The 13,825-nt window shown below is 68.4% G+C and carries 15 protein-coding genes and 1 pseudogene; 7 read left to right on the top strand and 9 right to left on the bottom strand.

What is annotated here, in order from left to right:
* Positions 1-131: 131 nt before the first annotated feature.
* The 3 genes from ABZ464_RS47880 (at position 132) to ABZ464_RS47870 (ending at position 3,459) form a co-directional block, all read left to right on the top strand.
* The gene (locus ABZ464_RS47880; protein WP_359288459.1) at positions 132-1,589 is read left to right on the top strand and encodes an ankyrin repeat domain-containing protein; all 1,458 of its coding nucleotides are present in this window, start codon (positions 132-134) and stop codon (positions 1,587-1,589) included.
* 577 nt (positions 1,590-2,166) lie between these two features.
* Positions 2,167-2,718: a hypothetical protein gene (locus tag ABZ464_RS47875; RefSeq protein WP_359288457.1), complete on the top strand. Its 552-nt coding sequence runs from the start codon at positions 2,167-2,169 to the stop codon at positions 2,716-2,718.
* Positions 2,719-2,769: 51 nt separating this feature from the next.
* Positions 2,770-3,459: a hypothetical protein gene (locus tag ABZ464_RS47870; protein WP_359288455.1), complete on the top strand. Its 690-nt coding sequence runs from the start codon at positions 2,770-2,772 to the stop codon at positions 3,457-3,459.
* A 231-nt stretch (positions 3,460-3,690) separates the two neighbouring features.
* Here ABZ464_RS47870 and ABZ464_RS47865 read toward each other — a convergent pair whose 3' ends face one another.
* From ABZ464_RS47865 to ABZ464_RS47855, 3 genes are all read right to left on the bottom strand, one after another.
* Positions 3,691-4,107, bottom strand: coding sequence for a phosphotransferase (locus ABZ464_RS47865; protein ID WP_359288453.1), 417 nt, complete (start codon positions 4,105-4,107; stop codon positions 3,691-3,693).
* A 577-nt stretch (positions 4,108-4,684) separates the two neighbouring features.
* Positions 4,685-5,386, bottom strand: coding sequence for a restriction endonuclease (locus tag ABZ464_RS47860; protein ID WP_359288451.1), 702 nt, complete (start codon positions 5,384-5,386; stop codon positions 4,685-4,687).
* Entirely contained in the window at positions 5,383-5,730 is a 348-nt protein-coding gene (locus ABZ464_RS47855; RefSeq protein WP_359288449.1) for a hypothetical protein, read from the bottom strand. The genes ABZ464_RS47860 and ABZ464_RS47855 overlap by 4 nt, the downstream gene beginning before the upstream one ends.
* Before the next feature lie 883 nt (positions 5,731-6,613).
* Between ABZ464_RS47855 and ABZ464_RS47850 the strand changes: the two genes are divergently transcribed.
* Positions 6,614-6,970, top strand: coding sequence for a darcynin family protein (locus ABZ464_RS47850; RefSeq protein ID WP_359288504.1), 357 nt, complete (start codon positions 6,614-6,616; stop codon positions 6,968-6,970).
* 66 nt (positions 6,971-7,036) lie between these two features.
* On the opposite strand, the pseudogene istA reads toward ABZ464_RS47850, so the two are convergent.
* Together istA and ABZ464_RS47840 are read right to left on the bottom strand one after the other, a co-directional pair.
* Positions 7,037-8,553 (bottom strand): annotated as a pseudogene (istA, locus tag ABZ464_RS47845) (IS21 family transposase); the annotation flags it as partial.
* 580 nt (positions 8,554-9,133) lie between these two features.
* Positions 9,134-9,535, bottom strand: a complete 402-nt coding sequence (locus ABZ464_RS47840) for a hypothetical protein (protein ID WP_359288447.1) — start codon at positions 9,533-9,535, stop codon at positions 9,134-9,136.
* A gap of 335 nt (positions 9,536-9,870) precedes the next feature.
* Here ABZ464_RS47840 and ABZ464_RS47835 point away from each other — a divergent pair, with 335 nt between their 5' ends.
* The gene (locus tag ABZ464_RS47835) at positions 9,871-10,491 is read left to right on the top strand and encodes a restriction endonuclease (RefSeq protein ID WP_359288445.1); all 621 of its coding nucleotides are present in this window, start codon (positions 9,871-9,873) and stop codon (positions 10,489-10,491) included.
* 107 nt (positions 10,492-10,598) lie between these two features.
* On the opposite strand, the gene ABZ464_RS47830 is transcribed toward ABZ464_RS47835, so the two are convergent.
* A complete protein-coding gene (locus ABZ464_RS47830; RefSeq protein ID WP_359288501.1) occupies positions 10,599-10,946 on the bottom strand; it encodes a hypothetical protein in 348 nt (115 codons plus the stop codon).
* A 714-nt stretch (positions 10,947-11,660) separates the two neighbouring features.
* The gene (locus tag ABZ464_RS47825; protein ID WP_359288443.1) at positions 11,661-12,050 is read right to left on the bottom strand and encodes a hypothetical protein; all 390 of its coding nucleotides are present in this window, start codon (positions 12,048-12,050) and stop codon (positions 11,661-11,663) included.
* Positions 12,051-12,426: 376 nt separating this feature from the next.
* Between ABZ464_RS47825 and ABZ464_RS47820 the strand changes: the two genes are divergently transcribed.
* Positions 12,427-12,666 carry a hypothetical protein gene (locus ABZ464_RS47820; RefSeq protein ID WP_359288441.1) on the top strand — a complete coding sequence of 80 codons (240 nt, stop codon included), beginning with the start codon at positions 12,427-12,429 and terminating at the stop codon, positions 12,664-12,666.
* Position 12,667: 1 nt separating this feature from the next.
* On the opposite strand, the gene ABZ464_RS47815 is transcribed toward ABZ464_RS47820, so the two are convergent.
* Together ABZ464_RS47815 and ABZ464_RS47810 are read right to left on the bottom strand one after the other, a co-directional pair.
* On the bottom strand, positions 12,668-12,898 hold the full coding sequence (locus tag ABZ464_RS47815; RefSeq protein ID WP_359288439.1) for an ATP-binding protein: 231 nt from the start codon (positions 12,896-12,898) through the stop codon (positions 12,668-12,670).
* The gene (locus tag ABZ464_RS47810) at positions 12,895-13,059 is read right to left on the bottom strand and encodes an ATP-binding protein (protein ID WP_359288499.1); all 165 of its coding nucleotides are present in this window, start codon (positions 13,057-13,059) and stop codon (positions 12,895-12,897) included. Before ABZ464_RS47810 ends, ABZ464_RS47815 begins: the two co-directional genes overlap by 4 nt.
* Positions 13,060-13,354: 295 nt before the next feature.
* On the opposite strand from ABZ464_RS47810, the gene ABZ464_RS47805 reads away from it, so the two are divergent.
* A complete protein-coding gene (locus tag ABZ464_RS47805; RefSeq protein WP_359288437.1) occupies positions 13,355-13,783 on the top strand; it encodes a hypothetical protein in 429 nt (142 codons plus the stop codon).
* Positions 13,784-13,825 lie beyond the last annotated feature (42 nt).

Raw genomic sequence — 13,825 nt, 5'->3', positions numbered from 1 at the left:
CCAGCGCGCGCTCAGGGCGCGACCGGTCCGCGGAAAGGGCGAAGCCCACCTGACGCTCGTAGCTCTGCGCAGCCATCCTCTTTTCCGGCCTGATCAAGCGGACACCAGGCAGATACGGAAGGGAGGCCCTCGTGCCCGTTCACCGACTGCCCGACCAGCCCAGCCTGGAGCGTCTGCGCAAGCAGGCCAAGGTTCTGCTGCAAAATGTGCGGGCGAGGATTCCGAGCGCCCTCACGCTGGTCGCGGAATTCCATCCGCGGCCGCCTGCGTCGCTGAAGCTGTCCGACGCGCAACTGGTCACCGCGCGCATGTACGGCTTCGCCAGCTGGCCCCGGCTGAAGCAGCACCTCGACATCGTGGAGCGCTTCTCTCGCTCGCCTCACCAAGTCCCGCCCGGTGAAGACCTTCCCCGGGAATTCTTGCGGCTCGCCTGCCTCACCTACGGCGACGACTACCCGGGCCGCACCGGCGAGGCCGACCAGCTGCTGACGCGCCATCCCGAGCTTGCCACCGCCGACGTATTCACGATGGCCGCCGCTGGCTCGGCCGAACCGCTCGCCGCGGCGCTGGCGGCCAGCCCCGGCCTCGCCCGGTCCCAGGGCGGACCTTTTGGCTGGGAGCCGCTGCTCTATCTGACCTATGCGCGCCTGGCGGACTCCGGTGACAGCGTGGCGTCCGCCCGCCTGCTGCTGCGCCACGGCGCCGATCCGAACGCCGGCTTTCTGTGGGACCGGCTCCCCTCGCCGTTCACCGCACTCACCGGTGCGTTCGGGGGCGGCGAAGGCCACCAGGCGCGTCACCCCCGCGGCATGGAGCTGGCCCGACTGCTGCTCGAGGCCGGCGCCGATCCCAACGACGGCCAGACCCTGTACAACCTGGGACTCGGTGGCTCGTTCGCCGACGACGAGGCCGGCACCGCCCACCTCGAACTGCTGCTGGAGTACGGCCTGGGACAGGGCGACGGCGGGCCCTGGCGGACCCGGCTGGGCCCGGCCCTGCACTCCCCGCGCCGACTGCTGCGCGAAGAGCTGGCCACCGCGGCTCTGTATGGCGGCCCGCGCCGTGCCCGGCTGCTCCTGGCACACGGCACCAAGCCGGACGAGTGTGGCGAGCATCCGGCCTTCGGCGGCCGCACGCCGTACGAGCTGGCGCTTCTCCATGGGCACACCGAGGTCGCCGAGATCCTCGCCGCGGCAGGCGCGACGGCAAGCCTGGACGGGATGGACGCGTTCGCCGCGGCCTGCATGAGCGCCGATCACGAGGCGGTGGCTGCCTTGGGCCCCGAGACCCTGGCACGGGCGCTGGCCGAACACCCCGAGCTGATCAACCATGCGGCCGAGCACCGACATCCCGCGGCGGTCCGGCTGCTCGTCGGGCTTGGCTTCGACGTCAACCACCACGGCCGGGCCACCCCACTGCACGAGGCGGCCTGGAACGACGATGTTGAGACGGCTCGCGTGCTGATCGAACTCGGCGCCGACCCCACGAGCGAGGACACCGAACATCACGCCACCCCGCTCGGCTGGGCCGAGCACGGCGGCAAACGGCAGATGGAGTCGTATCTCGGACCGCTGACTCCCCGGACCTGACACACGATCTGCTACCCACCCGGCCCCGAACGGAGTACGCGGCAGCCGGAGGACCGCCGATTGCGGCTGGTGACACGGTTCTTACCGGCCCCCTACCCGGCATCTCGATGGGCTCAGTAGGTGCTTTCTCCTGGCGCTTTCAGTGGGCTCCGGCCCAGCCGTTGATGTCCCCGTTCGGTCGGCGAGACCGACGCAGCGCTGGAGTCCTGGGCGAGGTCCGAAGCGACGTTGGGATACCTGACGCAGGAGGATGACATTCACCTCGACCCCAGGTTCAAAGACGGGTTCTCACGGTCATCGGATCGTGCCCTGAAGGCGGAAGCGCCCGCGGATGAGGGACTATCGCAGGAGACGTTGAAGGACTCGGCGGGACTCTGCATGAAGACCCTCCTCCTGTTCGGTCGGCCGGGGCCCTGGACAGCCGCGGCCGCGACACCGTCAGTACAGCCGCGGACCACGCGGGCGATAACCCCGTGATGGGGCCCCCACGGTGGGTATGGTCGTTCGGCTGACGCGCTGTCATTCCACGAAAGTTCTGGGGGACTTGTGGACGACTTACCGCCGTCCACCCGCCCAAGTGCCGCGCCGTCTGCTGGCCGACCCGGCGTTCGTCCGGGCCCTGTGCGAGCGGGACTTCACCACGGTGTTCGCCATGGCCCACGACGCGGGGATCTCCTTCAACCGGATCGCCGAAGCGTGCGCGCTCGAAGCCGAGCGGGTCAGCCAGATCGCCCGAGGGGCCACAGCTGTCACGGCCCTCACGACGGTCGAGCGAATCGCCGGCGGACTGCGCATTCCCGGTGCCCTACTGGGGCTTGCTGCGCAACCCTGGGAGGACACCGCCGTTCACAGCACGGAGCCCGACCATGGAGAAGACCCGATGAAGCGCCGCAACCTGCTGCGTGGCTCGCTGGCCGCAGGCCTCACCGCACCAGCGATCGCCGCGCTCACCGCCGCCCGGACCGACGTCGACCAGACCCTCTCCCCCGGCACTCCCCAGGACCTGGCCGACCTCGAGGCCGCAGCCGAGAGCTACGGATACGGGTACCACGGCCAGGCACCCACCCGCGTCCTGGCCGACCTGGTCACCGACTTCACGACCGTGCGCCCGCTGCTCACCGTCCCGTAGCCCGCACCCGTCCGGGCCCGCCTGTGCCGGACGGCCGGGCAGATGGCCGGAATGACCGCGATCGTCCTGCACGACCTGGGCAGCCGCCGCGAGTCCCGTGCCTGGTTCGCCACCGCCGCCCGGGCCGCCGCCGAATCCGGCGACCCCCAGCTGCACGCGTGGGTCCTCGCCCGCGAGGCGATGGTGCCGCTCAACTACGGTGCTCCGAGGGCAGCGGCCAGCCTCGCCGAACAGGCCCGCCGCATCGCCGGCACCCGGCCGACCGCCGCGGCGACGCTGGCGGCCGCGGTCGCCGCCCGCGCCTACGCCCTCAACCACCAGAGCGAGCAGGCCCGCCAGGCGCTCGCCGATGACCTCATGGAACGGCTCCCCGAGGGCGAGCGGTCGGACACGTGGCTGACGTACGGCGAGCAGAAGCACCACGTCCACCTCAGCCACGCCTTCACCATCCTCGGGGACACCCTCCGCGCCCGGGAGAGCCAGCAGCGCGCCCTCGAACTGTCCGCGCCGACCAGCACCATGACGCGCACCCTGCTGAACCTCGACGCCGCCGCCTGCTCCCATCACGACGGCGACACCGAGCAGGCGTGCCGCCGTGCGGTCGACGCCCTGACGGCGCTGCCCGTCGACTTCCGCACCGGCCTGGTCCGCCGCCGCGCCCTGGACCTGTACGAGGCAATCCCGGCACAGCACCACCACGAGCGCGCTGTACAAGAACTCCGGGACGCTCTCGCAGCCTGACGCTGAAACCGTGGGGTGGCGGCCCACAGGTCACCGGGAGCTCAAGCAACCGCGCCGTGGGACGGATCTGTCCCGCTTCAGCTGTGAGGCAGAGAGGAACGTCGCCGCTCGGCCACGCGCTCGTCGCTCAGCGCGCGCAGCGCGGCGGAGGCCCGCTCGTCGCGCGGACGCAGCGCGTGCCGAACCCCGGCGGTAGGCGTCTGCGATGATCCGCACCTGTTCCGCCTGGCGTCACAGCGACAGGACCGCCTTGGAAGAGACCGACCAGGTCCAGGCAAAGTATCCGACGTCTTCCAGACGGTCTCCCGGGGCCGCCTCGGAGAAGTCGATGAACGCCACAGGGACGCCATCGCGGAAGACCGTGTTGTTCGGCCCCGGATCGTGGTGGCACACGACGTCGAAACGGCCGGCCAGCGCGCTGGCGTGGGTGGCGTCGTGCATCGCGCGCAGCAGGCGGGCCGCGGCTCGCACCTGGTCGTCCGACCAGGGCTGGAAGCGGTCGGGTACCTGGCCCTCGACGAACGTGAGCACACCCATTCCGCTCCTCTGGCCGAGGTAACGCGGGGCGCCGCTGAAACCCTGCAGCTCCAGCAGCCGGGCCATGAACTCCGACGAGGCGTTCTGCGACTTGCGTACCGTGTCACCCACGCGGACTACCTCTGCGGCCGTTCGGCCGCCCGACAAGGCACTCGTGTGCGGCGCGGCACCACTCATGCCGGCATGCTCCCGTCTGGCGGTACCCGGTCGGTTCCCCTCAGCCTGGCGCGCGCCGCCACGGCAGTCACAACTGTCGCATGGGTGTCTTGTGGTTCAAGGAGAGGACACGTCATACCGCCGGTCCCCTGGCGCCCCCGCTCCCCGCGGGTGCGGTTCCCTGCCGGGTCAGAGGACCGGCAAGCCTCACGTGTGAAGCCGTGTAGCCGGGTGCGCGCACCGGCATGCGCGGTGCGCGTAGACGCCAGCCTGAGCCCTGGAAGGGGGCCGAGACCGGCGCGGGCACCCAGTTGGCTTCGTGTCGCCAGCCAGGCAGGAAGCCCGCACGCCGGATGCGCGCCGTCGGCAGCGGTATACGGGCTGAAGGCCGAGAGCCGTTGCTGCTTCGATGCCACTGGGCTGGCCCTGCATGAGGCGAAGCCTTCCCGCGCCACGATGCGAAGGAGACGGCAGGGCATCGCACGGGCTGGGGTCCAGGGTGCGAGCGCCGGCTGTGCCGGGCGGAACGCGTTCAGGACTGTGCGGAGTGCCTGCGGGGCGGGGGCAGCGCAGGCAGGAGCTCCCACAGCGGGCGTGCTCCGGCCGCCCACGCCCCGAGCACTGCTCGGTCCACGAGGTGCAGGCGCTGCTGGCGGGCGAAGTCGCGGCCGGGCCGGGTGATCCTGCCGTTGGTGACCATGACCACCACGTCCGCCTTGTGGACCGGGCGGCCGGTGCCGTTGAGCACCTGCAAGTCCGGGGTGCCCACAGCTGAGCCCCGCTCCCCCGCCCGCCGGTGCTTGCACTGGATCACCCAGCGCCGGCCCAGCGGATCGGTCGCCTTCACGTCCGCCCCCAAGTCGCCCTGCCCGCCCACCTGGACGGCGTCGGTGCAGCCGTCCCGGCGCATCAGGTCCCGGATCGCGTACTCGAACTGCCGGTGGGCCAGCACATCCAGCTGCGCCAGGCCGTAGCGCAGCGCACGTACCTGGGCGCGCTCCCACTGCACACGCCGGGCCCGCTGCTGCCACCAGCCGATGCCCCCCAGTACCGCGAGGACGGCCGCGGCCAGCAGCACCCACCAGTGGACGAGAAGCCAATGGACCACCGTGACCACGAGCCAGATGACCGCTCCGGCAGCCAGCAGCAGACCGCCGGACATGGTCTGCTGCTGTTGACGGCGTCGGCTGGGACGCCGGGTCCGGCGTCGCCGGACCGGTGGACGCCGCGTCATCGCCCACCACCCAGGGCCGAGAGGTCGATCGGGTACGACACACTCGGCACCGGCTTGGCCTGCTTGGCGGTGGGGGTGTCGAACCGGACCGGGTAGGACACGCTCGGGCGCGGCACGGCCGTCCTCGGCGCGCTGGGGACGCGATCGAAGCGGACGGGGTAGGTGACCGACGGATGGGGCTGCGTGGTGTCGGTTCCGGTGGCGGTCTGGACGTTGCCGAAGCCGAGCACGGCCAGGCCGACGGCGGCGACGATGGTCATCTCCCGGCGCGCGCCCGGCGCCCATCGGGAGTGTCCGCGTACGGGCGTTCCGTCGGAGCGCAGGTACGGGCGGACAAAAGGCATGTGGTCCTCCAGCTGATGGCGGGGAGTCTCGCGTCCCCGTCATGCTGGCGGCCGGCACTGACAGTGGATCAGCCGATCGGGCCCAATCCCCCTTGTTTTCAGGGGGGTTCAGGCCATGGCGTGCGCGGCTCCGGGGCCTGTGGTGGTGTCCGCGCTCGCTCTGTGGTCGGGTTCGACAGCCGGTGGGCGTTCAGCCGTGGGCGGTGCCGGCGGTGGCTTCACCAGGGCAATCCAGTCAGCGGTGGCTCCCTGGGACCTGGCGGAGCGCCGTTCGGGTGACGGCCGTCCGCGTGGGCGAGAGACAACGAAATCAGTCATTTCCGCGTTTTGTTGTCCTGCGGCGACGAATGCGGGCGTGGGCAGTGGGCAACGAGCCGCACGAGGAAGCTGGGCCGGGCGGGGCTGGTGTGGTTGGGGTGGGACGGGTTCCTTTGGTTCGTCCCCTCAGGAGCCTCCCGGCTGCATTCACTGCGGACCGGAGATGCCGGGGAGTCACAGACCGGGACAAGTGCTGGGACGGCCAGGCCGTGAAATGAGGAGCGGGAACAGCAACTCTTCGAGTTGCGGCCGTACTTCGTTCACAGGGCAGCACTGTCGGCCACACTGCACATCGGCCGGGTGATTTTCGGGCTATCTCAGCTACCATCACGAAAAGATCGACAGTGACGCTGCGTACGCGACCACACGAAGTGGACCAGAGCCCGAGAACCGACACCACATGTCGACGAGTCTGGGCAGCACTTGTCGATCACAGAGCCGCGAAAAGTCGATGAGAACTGACACCACTGCGGACCGGGTGGTTCTCCCTCGAAGGCGTGATGATGGCCTGACGGCGACTCCTATGGGGGCGTTCGCCGACGTTGGTTGATCCACAATGGGGCGTATGAGTGCTGTCCAACCGCAGCCGCGGTTCACCATATTCGTCCACCTCACGGCCTTGCCCGCGTGGCTCGCGCTGAGGCGCTCTGAGCGTCAGCAGATCATCGCCGACCATGTGCAGCCGCTGCTGGCCAAACACGATACTGTCCAGGTCCGGTGGTTCGACGCTGAAGCATGGGCCGCCGCTCCGTCCGACGTTCTTGTTGCGACGACGAACGACCTGACCTCGTGGTCCGATCTGTTCGAGGGTCTTCGCGACAGCCCCCTGTGGAGCGTGCCCTACTTCCGGGTGGAGCTGGTGCTGCCGACGGTCGAGGACGGCTTCGCCGACTACGAGCGACGAACCGGGCAGCGCAGCTGAGCTGCCTTTGTGCCGCCTTGGCTGTATAGCCCCTTCCTCGGCGGCGGGCGGCCGCTGCCTGGGCCGCAGCAACTGGTCATAGACCGCGACCGACGGCAGCGGCCGGTCGTCGGGCGGCAGGTGGGCCAGCCGCCGTTCAGTCAGGAACGTCACCCTGGAGCGGTCCGGCTCCGGATCCGCGGCGGCGGGTGCCTCGGCGGCCTTACGGGCCTCCAGGGCGACGGCGTCCGCGGTCAGCGCGCCGGCCCGCAGGGCGGCCGCCAGTCCGGTCACCAGGTACTCGTGGTGGAGATGCCGACCCAGCAACAGGACCTCGATCAAAGCGACGGGTGCCGTCCCGATCGCCGTGGGCCTTGCACGCTGCAGCCCACCAGGCGTCGTGGACAGGGGTGAACTTGCCTGCGGAGCGGGCTTGTTCCAGCGCGGTTGCGCCGGGGAAGGCTCCGGGTTTGCGGACCAGGGCCTTTGGGTAATGGTCCCGCTCCAGGCGGGCCTTGCCCTTGGCGATCAGCCGCTCGTGCCGGGCGACTTCCTTGCGTCCGTCGTAGACGACGACCTCGGAGGCGTGCAGCTCACCCGAACAGTGCGGCCGATCAGTCCCACCGGGACCGAGTAGCGGTTCGTGCGGACGCTGATCTGCGCGTAGCGGTCCACCCGCAGGCTGAAGAGCCGACCGGTCTCGAACGGCTCGTCCGACAACGGCTGCAGCAGCGGCTGTTCGACGGTGAAGTACTCCCCGATCGTCCTGGGCCGCTGCCGGATGCGGCGGCCGTCGTCTTCGGCGTCCGATCGCTCGACCATCGCGTTCAACTCGGCAAGGGAGTCGACTTCGGGGACGGGGACCAGGTGGTTGCGGCGGAACCAGCCGATCTGGCCTTCCACCCCGCCGTTCTCGTGGGCGCCTTCGAGTCCGGGGCGGCAGTACACACTGTCGATGCCGTAGTGCGACCGGAACGCGGTCCACCGCTCGTTCTCCACCCGCGCTCTCGACAGGCCCAGCACCCGGGCGACCGCGGCCCGCAGGTTGTCATAGCGCACCTTGCCGCAGGGGACGCCGCCCAGCACGCTGAGAGCGTGGACGTGGCCTTCAAAGAACGCCTTCTGACCGGCCGAGGCGAAGATGCGGTGCACCGCCTTGCCGGAATACGACAGGCGCATCGCGAAAAGGAAGACTTTGACCTGCTCACCGGCCAGACGGATCGTCACATCCCCGAAGTCCCCCTCGGCCTCCGCTCCCGGCAGGTGGGTCTGTGGGATGAACGCGTTGATCGGCCCGCGTCCCGCCTCGATCCGGATCTGCGGGCGGCGAGCAGCGACGTAGGGCCCGCACCATCGGGTAGGTCACCCCCAGCGCACCGTGCTCGTCCACCAGCCCGGTCGAAGATCCGCTGGCCGGTATGCCGCTGTTTGCGGGGCGCGTCCAAGTCCACTCGCAGCATCTCGTCGATCGCGGGCTTGAACGCGTCCAGCCGCGTCTTGCGAAGTGGAAGTGGTTTGCGCGGCTCCGGCCAGACGGACTCCATCGCCGCCTTCACCGTACGGAAGCCCACCCCTTACTTGCGCTGCAAGGCCCGGTTCGACATCCCCGCCCGGGCATCACGACGTATCGCCGCGTACAGATCGATCTTGGACTTCGGTGGCACCGGCGCCCCCTACCACGCAGAGCACACCGATCGTCCCACCGCAAGCACCCGAGTGGTGTCAGAAGTCGTCGATATTACTTTCCGCCAACACCGGGCGGTGTCGCCGTCGATCGACAACCGGTGTCGGGGGACTCACCGATAGAGCCAACGGAGAACCGGTCGGCCCGGAACATGGTGGAGTCGTCGTGCATGACACCTTGTCTTCCTGCGGGTCTTGTGGCCGCGCTTCCGTTTCGTGCTGTGCTGCGCGACTAAGCCGGGGTCAGGGGGAAAGGTGATCCAGAATCACGGTTCAGCCGACGCCGGCACCTTCACCGGAACCGCTTGTAGACCCCAGCGCGTCGGCGATCCGCTGGCAGTGGCCTGACCGCGCATCAAGCCGTTCCGCGGCGGTCAGATCCGCTGGATCAGGAGCACAACGATCCACCCGAGCATGACCAGGACGAAGATGGCTGCGAGTCCGCAGCCGACATTCAGGCAGCTGTCTCCACGAGTGGTCACATCTCCGTCCACACGCCCCTCATCTCCCAGATCTGTCGCACAAGGTATCGCCGGCCGGTCGATTCGGCAGTCGAGGGTCGGGCCCAGCCGGGCTCCGGCCGCTGCCAGTTCTTCTCAGGAAGCCGGCCCGACCGGCCGGGCGGGCGTCAGGCCCCTTGGGAAAGTCCTTGCGCTTGATCTTGGCACGGCGGCCGCCGGGGTGGTGGAACACGATCCCCTCCGCCAGGCTGCCCGGCGCGTAGCGGCTCTCCAACTCGGCGAGGAACTCCCGCAGGCCCTCGTAGCTGCGCGGCGCCGCCTCGTAGACCGGCACCTCCAGGTTGAACGGCACACAGAGCCAGCCGTCCAGCCTCAGCGGGTTGCCCTGGACGCGCGGACCGAGACCCTCGCAGGCATGTTCGCCATCCGGCCAGGCGGCCACGTCGGTACTGCCGGCCGCGGCCAGGATCCACTTGCCCTCGGGACCGTGCTCGCCGGTGTCGACGTACCAGCCGTCGACGATGCCCTGCGGCTTCTGCGCCTTGTCCGGGTTGCGCGCTGTCCTTCGCGATCAGGTTCCCCCTGCCCAACTCCAAGAACGCGCAGACGTTCCAGCACACGGCCGACAGGCACGTGTTCGATCCCTACCACCTTCAGACACGAAGTTGCCTCACTCGAAGACACCCCCTGAGCCGCCGCCACCGCGCCCCCGCCACCAACCCTCGGCAGGGGCGCAGCCGTTCCGTGCCCAGCCCAACCAGAAGGACCCAACGCGCCATGCCGCGATCCCGAAAGACCCAGGACGACGCCTGCGCCCCCATCGCCATCGCGATCCTCACGGGCATCTTCTTACTCGTCCTCCTCCTCGACTGGGCGTTCACCACACCCGTCGGCCGAACACTGTCCGTCCTCACCCTCGTCGGCGGCGGCGTTCTCGTCGTACAGCGCACCAAGGCCTGGCAGATCCGTCACGCCGAACAAGCCCGGATCCTCGAGGCCCAGTCACGGGAGATAGCCCTCTACCACGGCATGAACCCACGGCAGTTCGAGGACGCGATCGCCTACCTCTGCCACCGCGACGGCTACACCGACACCCGCCGCACCGGCGTCGCCGACGACCTCGGCGCCGACGTCACCGCCATCGCCCCCGACGGCCGCCGCATCGTCATCCAGTGCAAGCGCTGCGGGCCCACCACCACCGTCGGCTCCGCCGGCCTACAGCGGTTCGGCGGCACCTGCCACGTAGTCCACGGCGCTCACGTAGCCGCCGTCGTCACCACCTCCCGCTTCACCCGCCCGGCCGCCGAGTACGCCAGGGCCACCGGCATCCACCTGTTCGACCAGCACGCCCTGGCCGCATGGGCGAGCCGCACCGGGCCCACCCCGTGGATGCTGTAGCCCCCCAAGCTGCTGTCGCCGCAGCGCCTGACAGCGCCGCCCGGATCCGCGGACCGACGGAACCCCGCAGCCGTAGTACCGATCGGTTTGCAGCTCCGGCATGTCCGTCATGCGGCAGACCGAGCGGGGGCGGCGAGCTCTGGAAAGGCGTCGTCCCACACAGCGCGCACGGTGCGGCCGACCAGGGTACGAAGCACCGGCCACATCTCGAGGAGCAGGGCCTGATCCAGATAGCGGGGCAGATCATCCTGCAGGCCCTCGTGCAGGACCGTGCGGTACACGCCCATGCACTGACGCGGCTGGTCCAGGTCATACGAGGTCATCCCGGACCAGGCGATATGCAACGGCAACTCCACGACACCGTGGGTCGGGCCGTGCAACTCCTTCAGCGACTGCGGCAGACGGCGCCGAAACTTCTCCCGGTAAAGCTCGAGATCCCTGGCGTCCGCCCGGATCCGCTTCTTGGACCAGTACCTCCTGCCTCACCTCGACGCCGATGATGAGGAGGCCGTTGCGGACGATCTGGAAGAGATTCGGATCGGATTGGTGCGCATAGAGAGCTACGTCACCAGCCACATCGAGCAGCTCAAGGGGAGCGACCTCAAAGGACACGAGGATCGGACGGTTCGCTGTCCCGACTGCCAGCAGTTGGCCTTGATCGTTGATGGAGTTACGAACAGCTGTTTGTTCTGCCCCCGGGACTGGATGGACCCGCTAGAGCTAGCCAGCGCGTACGACAACGCTTTCGGCTACTCCCCGGCCCCTGGAGACCAGACCCCTACGAGGACACCCTCGTCGACTGCCCGGACTGCGACACGCCGACGCTCGTCCTGGAAGCTGAGACGGTCGCCAGCAATAGCTCGTACGTTCCCCTTTGCTTCAACTGCGCGGAGGTGCAGGACAACCTGTGGGAATGCGCGCGGTGCGCACGGTTGTACAGACCTACGGACGAGGAAGCCATCTGCTCCGACTGCTTCGCCGACCTTGGGTGAGCCCGGGCAGACATGTTTCGGACTTGGGGAACATCGGCACAGCGGTTGGCGGGCCCCGGTTCCCGTCATCGCGAAGGCGCTCGGCGACTGACAAGACCGCCACCCGTCTGGTCGCCGAAGCCGGAGGAACATGGAGTCGATACGCCCCCGGCGACCACCAGCGATGAAGCGCAGTACTCAGGCTGGGTCCGCTGAGCCCCGTTTGTCCTCAACGTGGACGACGTGGAGCTCGGTGCCATCCCGGTGACGCTTGGAACGTCCGAACAGGCCGACACTGATCTGCGACTGATCCTGAGGCTCATCGGGGCCGACATAGGTAAGGACGTCGTTGTGATGCCCGGTGACAACCCATCCCTCGACGTCCTTGGGGTCGATCACCCCAAAGTCTCCTGCCGAAGATCCGGCATGCGCAGGGCCGAACTTCTTCAGGATCTCGGTGGCCTGTTCAGCAAGCTCCCCTTCCGGAGCGGTCAGCACGACACAAGTGCCATGCTCGAACAGCACCCACGACTTGCGAGGGTCAGCGAGAAGCCGCTGCCAGACGTCTACAAGTATCTCGGTGTCCATGGCGGTCATCATGCCTCAGAGCACTGACACAGGGTGACGATCGGCCGGCGGCTACGTCGAATACGCGCCTCCAGGAGCACGCGCGAAGCTCGAATTGGTGAGAGAAGTCTGAAGACTGTCCTTCCAGCCGAGCACGGTCTTGCGGTGTAGTTTCTCCTCTTCGGTGAGAGTGGCCGGGTGACGGGTGAGCCAGCCGGTGACCTGCCGCACCGACCGCGGTGGCGGGACGGGGGTGAAGCCTTCTGGCCGCGGAAGATCGCGCCGGGCCCAGTTGTCAACGCTCTAGCAAAACTGAACACCCACCAGTCCCGCAGAATTGACCCCTGAAGTCGTGCGGTCGGGTCAAGCAGCTCGGTTTGCCCGGCATCATGGGCGCATGGAAGATGATCTCCCGACCGTGTCGGTGCGCCTGTGGCGTGCGGATGCCGTCGTGTTGTTCGACTGGCTGATGACCACGGATCTCGACACGGTGCCGGTCACTCATCCTGCCCAGAAGCAGGCCCTGGCCGATCTGTTGTCACGGCTGGAGTGGGCCGCGGACGCCGATGTGACCGGGGCGACCGCCGAGGACATCGCGGCGGCTCAGAGCGAAGTCGCCCGGGACGTGGGCTGGTAGTTCAGCCGTGGTGGGCACGGTTCTCCTTGGCCAGCAACTCGCGTCGCTGGCGGGTCCGGTAGGAGTCTCCGGTGAGAGTGAGAACCTCGGCATGGTGGACCAGGCGGTCGATCACCGCGGCGGCCACGACGTCGGAGAAGGTCTCTCCCCAGCGCCCGAGGGGCAGATTCGAGGTGACCATCACGGAGCCCTGTTCGTAGCGGGATGCGATGAGCTGGAAGAACAGGTTCACGGGGTCCTGGTCGAACTCCGGCCTCGTGGGCCGCGGCGAGGCGGGCGATCCAGTTGCTCTCGGTGTCGAACAGGACCGAGTGGGCCGGCATGAGCGGCCTTGACGCCGAGTCCGATGGCCAGGTGCGTCTTCCCGATCCCGGGCGGCCCGAGCAGGATCACGTTGTCGGCCTTCGCGACGAACGTCCCCGTCACCAGGTGCCGTCCAGGACGTCCCGCCTGAGCGAGGGCAGGTGGTCGAGGGTTGAGACTGGTAAGGCCGCATGTTCATGTGTCCCGTATTCCTCGATTAAGCAGTCCAGCCTGTGACGCTACGTGTTCATCGGATGGGGCGATACCGGGGCGTCGCACCACGCACCGCGTCTTGTCTGTGTAGAAATGTGACGTGTGCTAATCGACTGGTTGGAGCAATCGGTTGCCAGATTCCTTGCGGTCGCTCGTGCCTGCGCTGGGGCCGATGCTTCGTCGGCTGCTCCGTGTACTCCTCATTTGGCTGCCGCTATCCGCTGTCATCATCGCTGCGGCAATGGGATGGGGTTGGCTATTAGTCAAGGGGCCTTGGCACTTTGATCAGCCTCATCTGGCAGACCTGCCACCAGGGCCAACTGCAGCACTGGTCAGCGGATTCCGCACGGCAGTGGTGGCGATCGGTGCCGGGCTGGTAGCGCTGATTGGTTTGGTCTTCACCGCCCGGACGTTGTACCTAAACCGCGAGGGACATGTCACGGACCGCTACTCCAAGGCGGTCGGGCAACTGGGCTCCCCGGTCATCGAAGTCCGCATGGGCGGGATCTTCGCATTGGAACGGATCATGCATGATTCACCAAAGGATCAGAGGTCGTTCTCTTTCCGAACCTCGTGTGTGGATTCCGCTGGTCAGACATGAGATCGCTGCTGTCGCGGAAGTCTCGGCTCGTTGCCGGTCGGG

The sequence above is a fragment of the Streptomyces sp. NPDC005820 genome (assembly GCF_040630255.1).
GTDB lineage: Bacteria > Actinomycetota > Actinomycetes > Streptomycetales > Streptomycetaceae > Streptomyces.
This window is presented reverse-complemented; position numbering and strand designations above follow the sequence as displayed.

Bases quoted from the DNA above. Each gene is read 5' to 3' on its own strand.
- ABZ464_RS47870 (WP_359288455.1), top strand. From the start codon at position 2,770: ATGACCGCGATCGTCCTGCACGACCTGGGCAGCCGCCGCGAGTCCCGT.
- ABZ464_RS47855 (WP_359288449.1), bottom strand. From the start codon at position 5,730: ATGCCTTTTGTCCGCCCGTACCTGCGCTCCGACGGAACGCCCGTACGC.
- ABZ464_RS47820 (WP_359288441.1), top strand. From the start codon at position 12,427: ATGGAAGATGATCTCCCGACCGTGTCGGTGCGCCTGTGGCGTGCGGAT.
- ABZ464_RS47805 (WP_359288437.1), top strand. From the start codon at position 13,355: ATGCTTCGTCGGCTGCTCCGTGTACTCCTCATTTGGCTGCCGCTATCC.
- ABZ464_RS47850 (WP_359288504.1), top strand. From the start codon at position 6,614: ATGAGTGCTGTCCAACCGCAGCCGCGGTTCACCATATTCGTCCACCTC.
- ABZ464_RS47835 (WP_359288445.1), top strand. From the start codon at position 9,871: ATGCCGCGATCCCGAAAGACCCAGGACGACGCCTGCGCCCCCATCGCC.
- ABZ464_RS47860 (WP_359288451.1), bottom strand. From the start codon at position 5,386: ATGACGCGGCGTCCACCGGTCCGGCGACGCCGGACCCGGCGTCCCAGC.
- ABZ464_RS47825 (WP_359288443.1), bottom strand. From the start codon at position 12,050: ATGGACACCGAGATACTTGTAGACGTCTGGCAGCGGCTTCTCGCTGAC.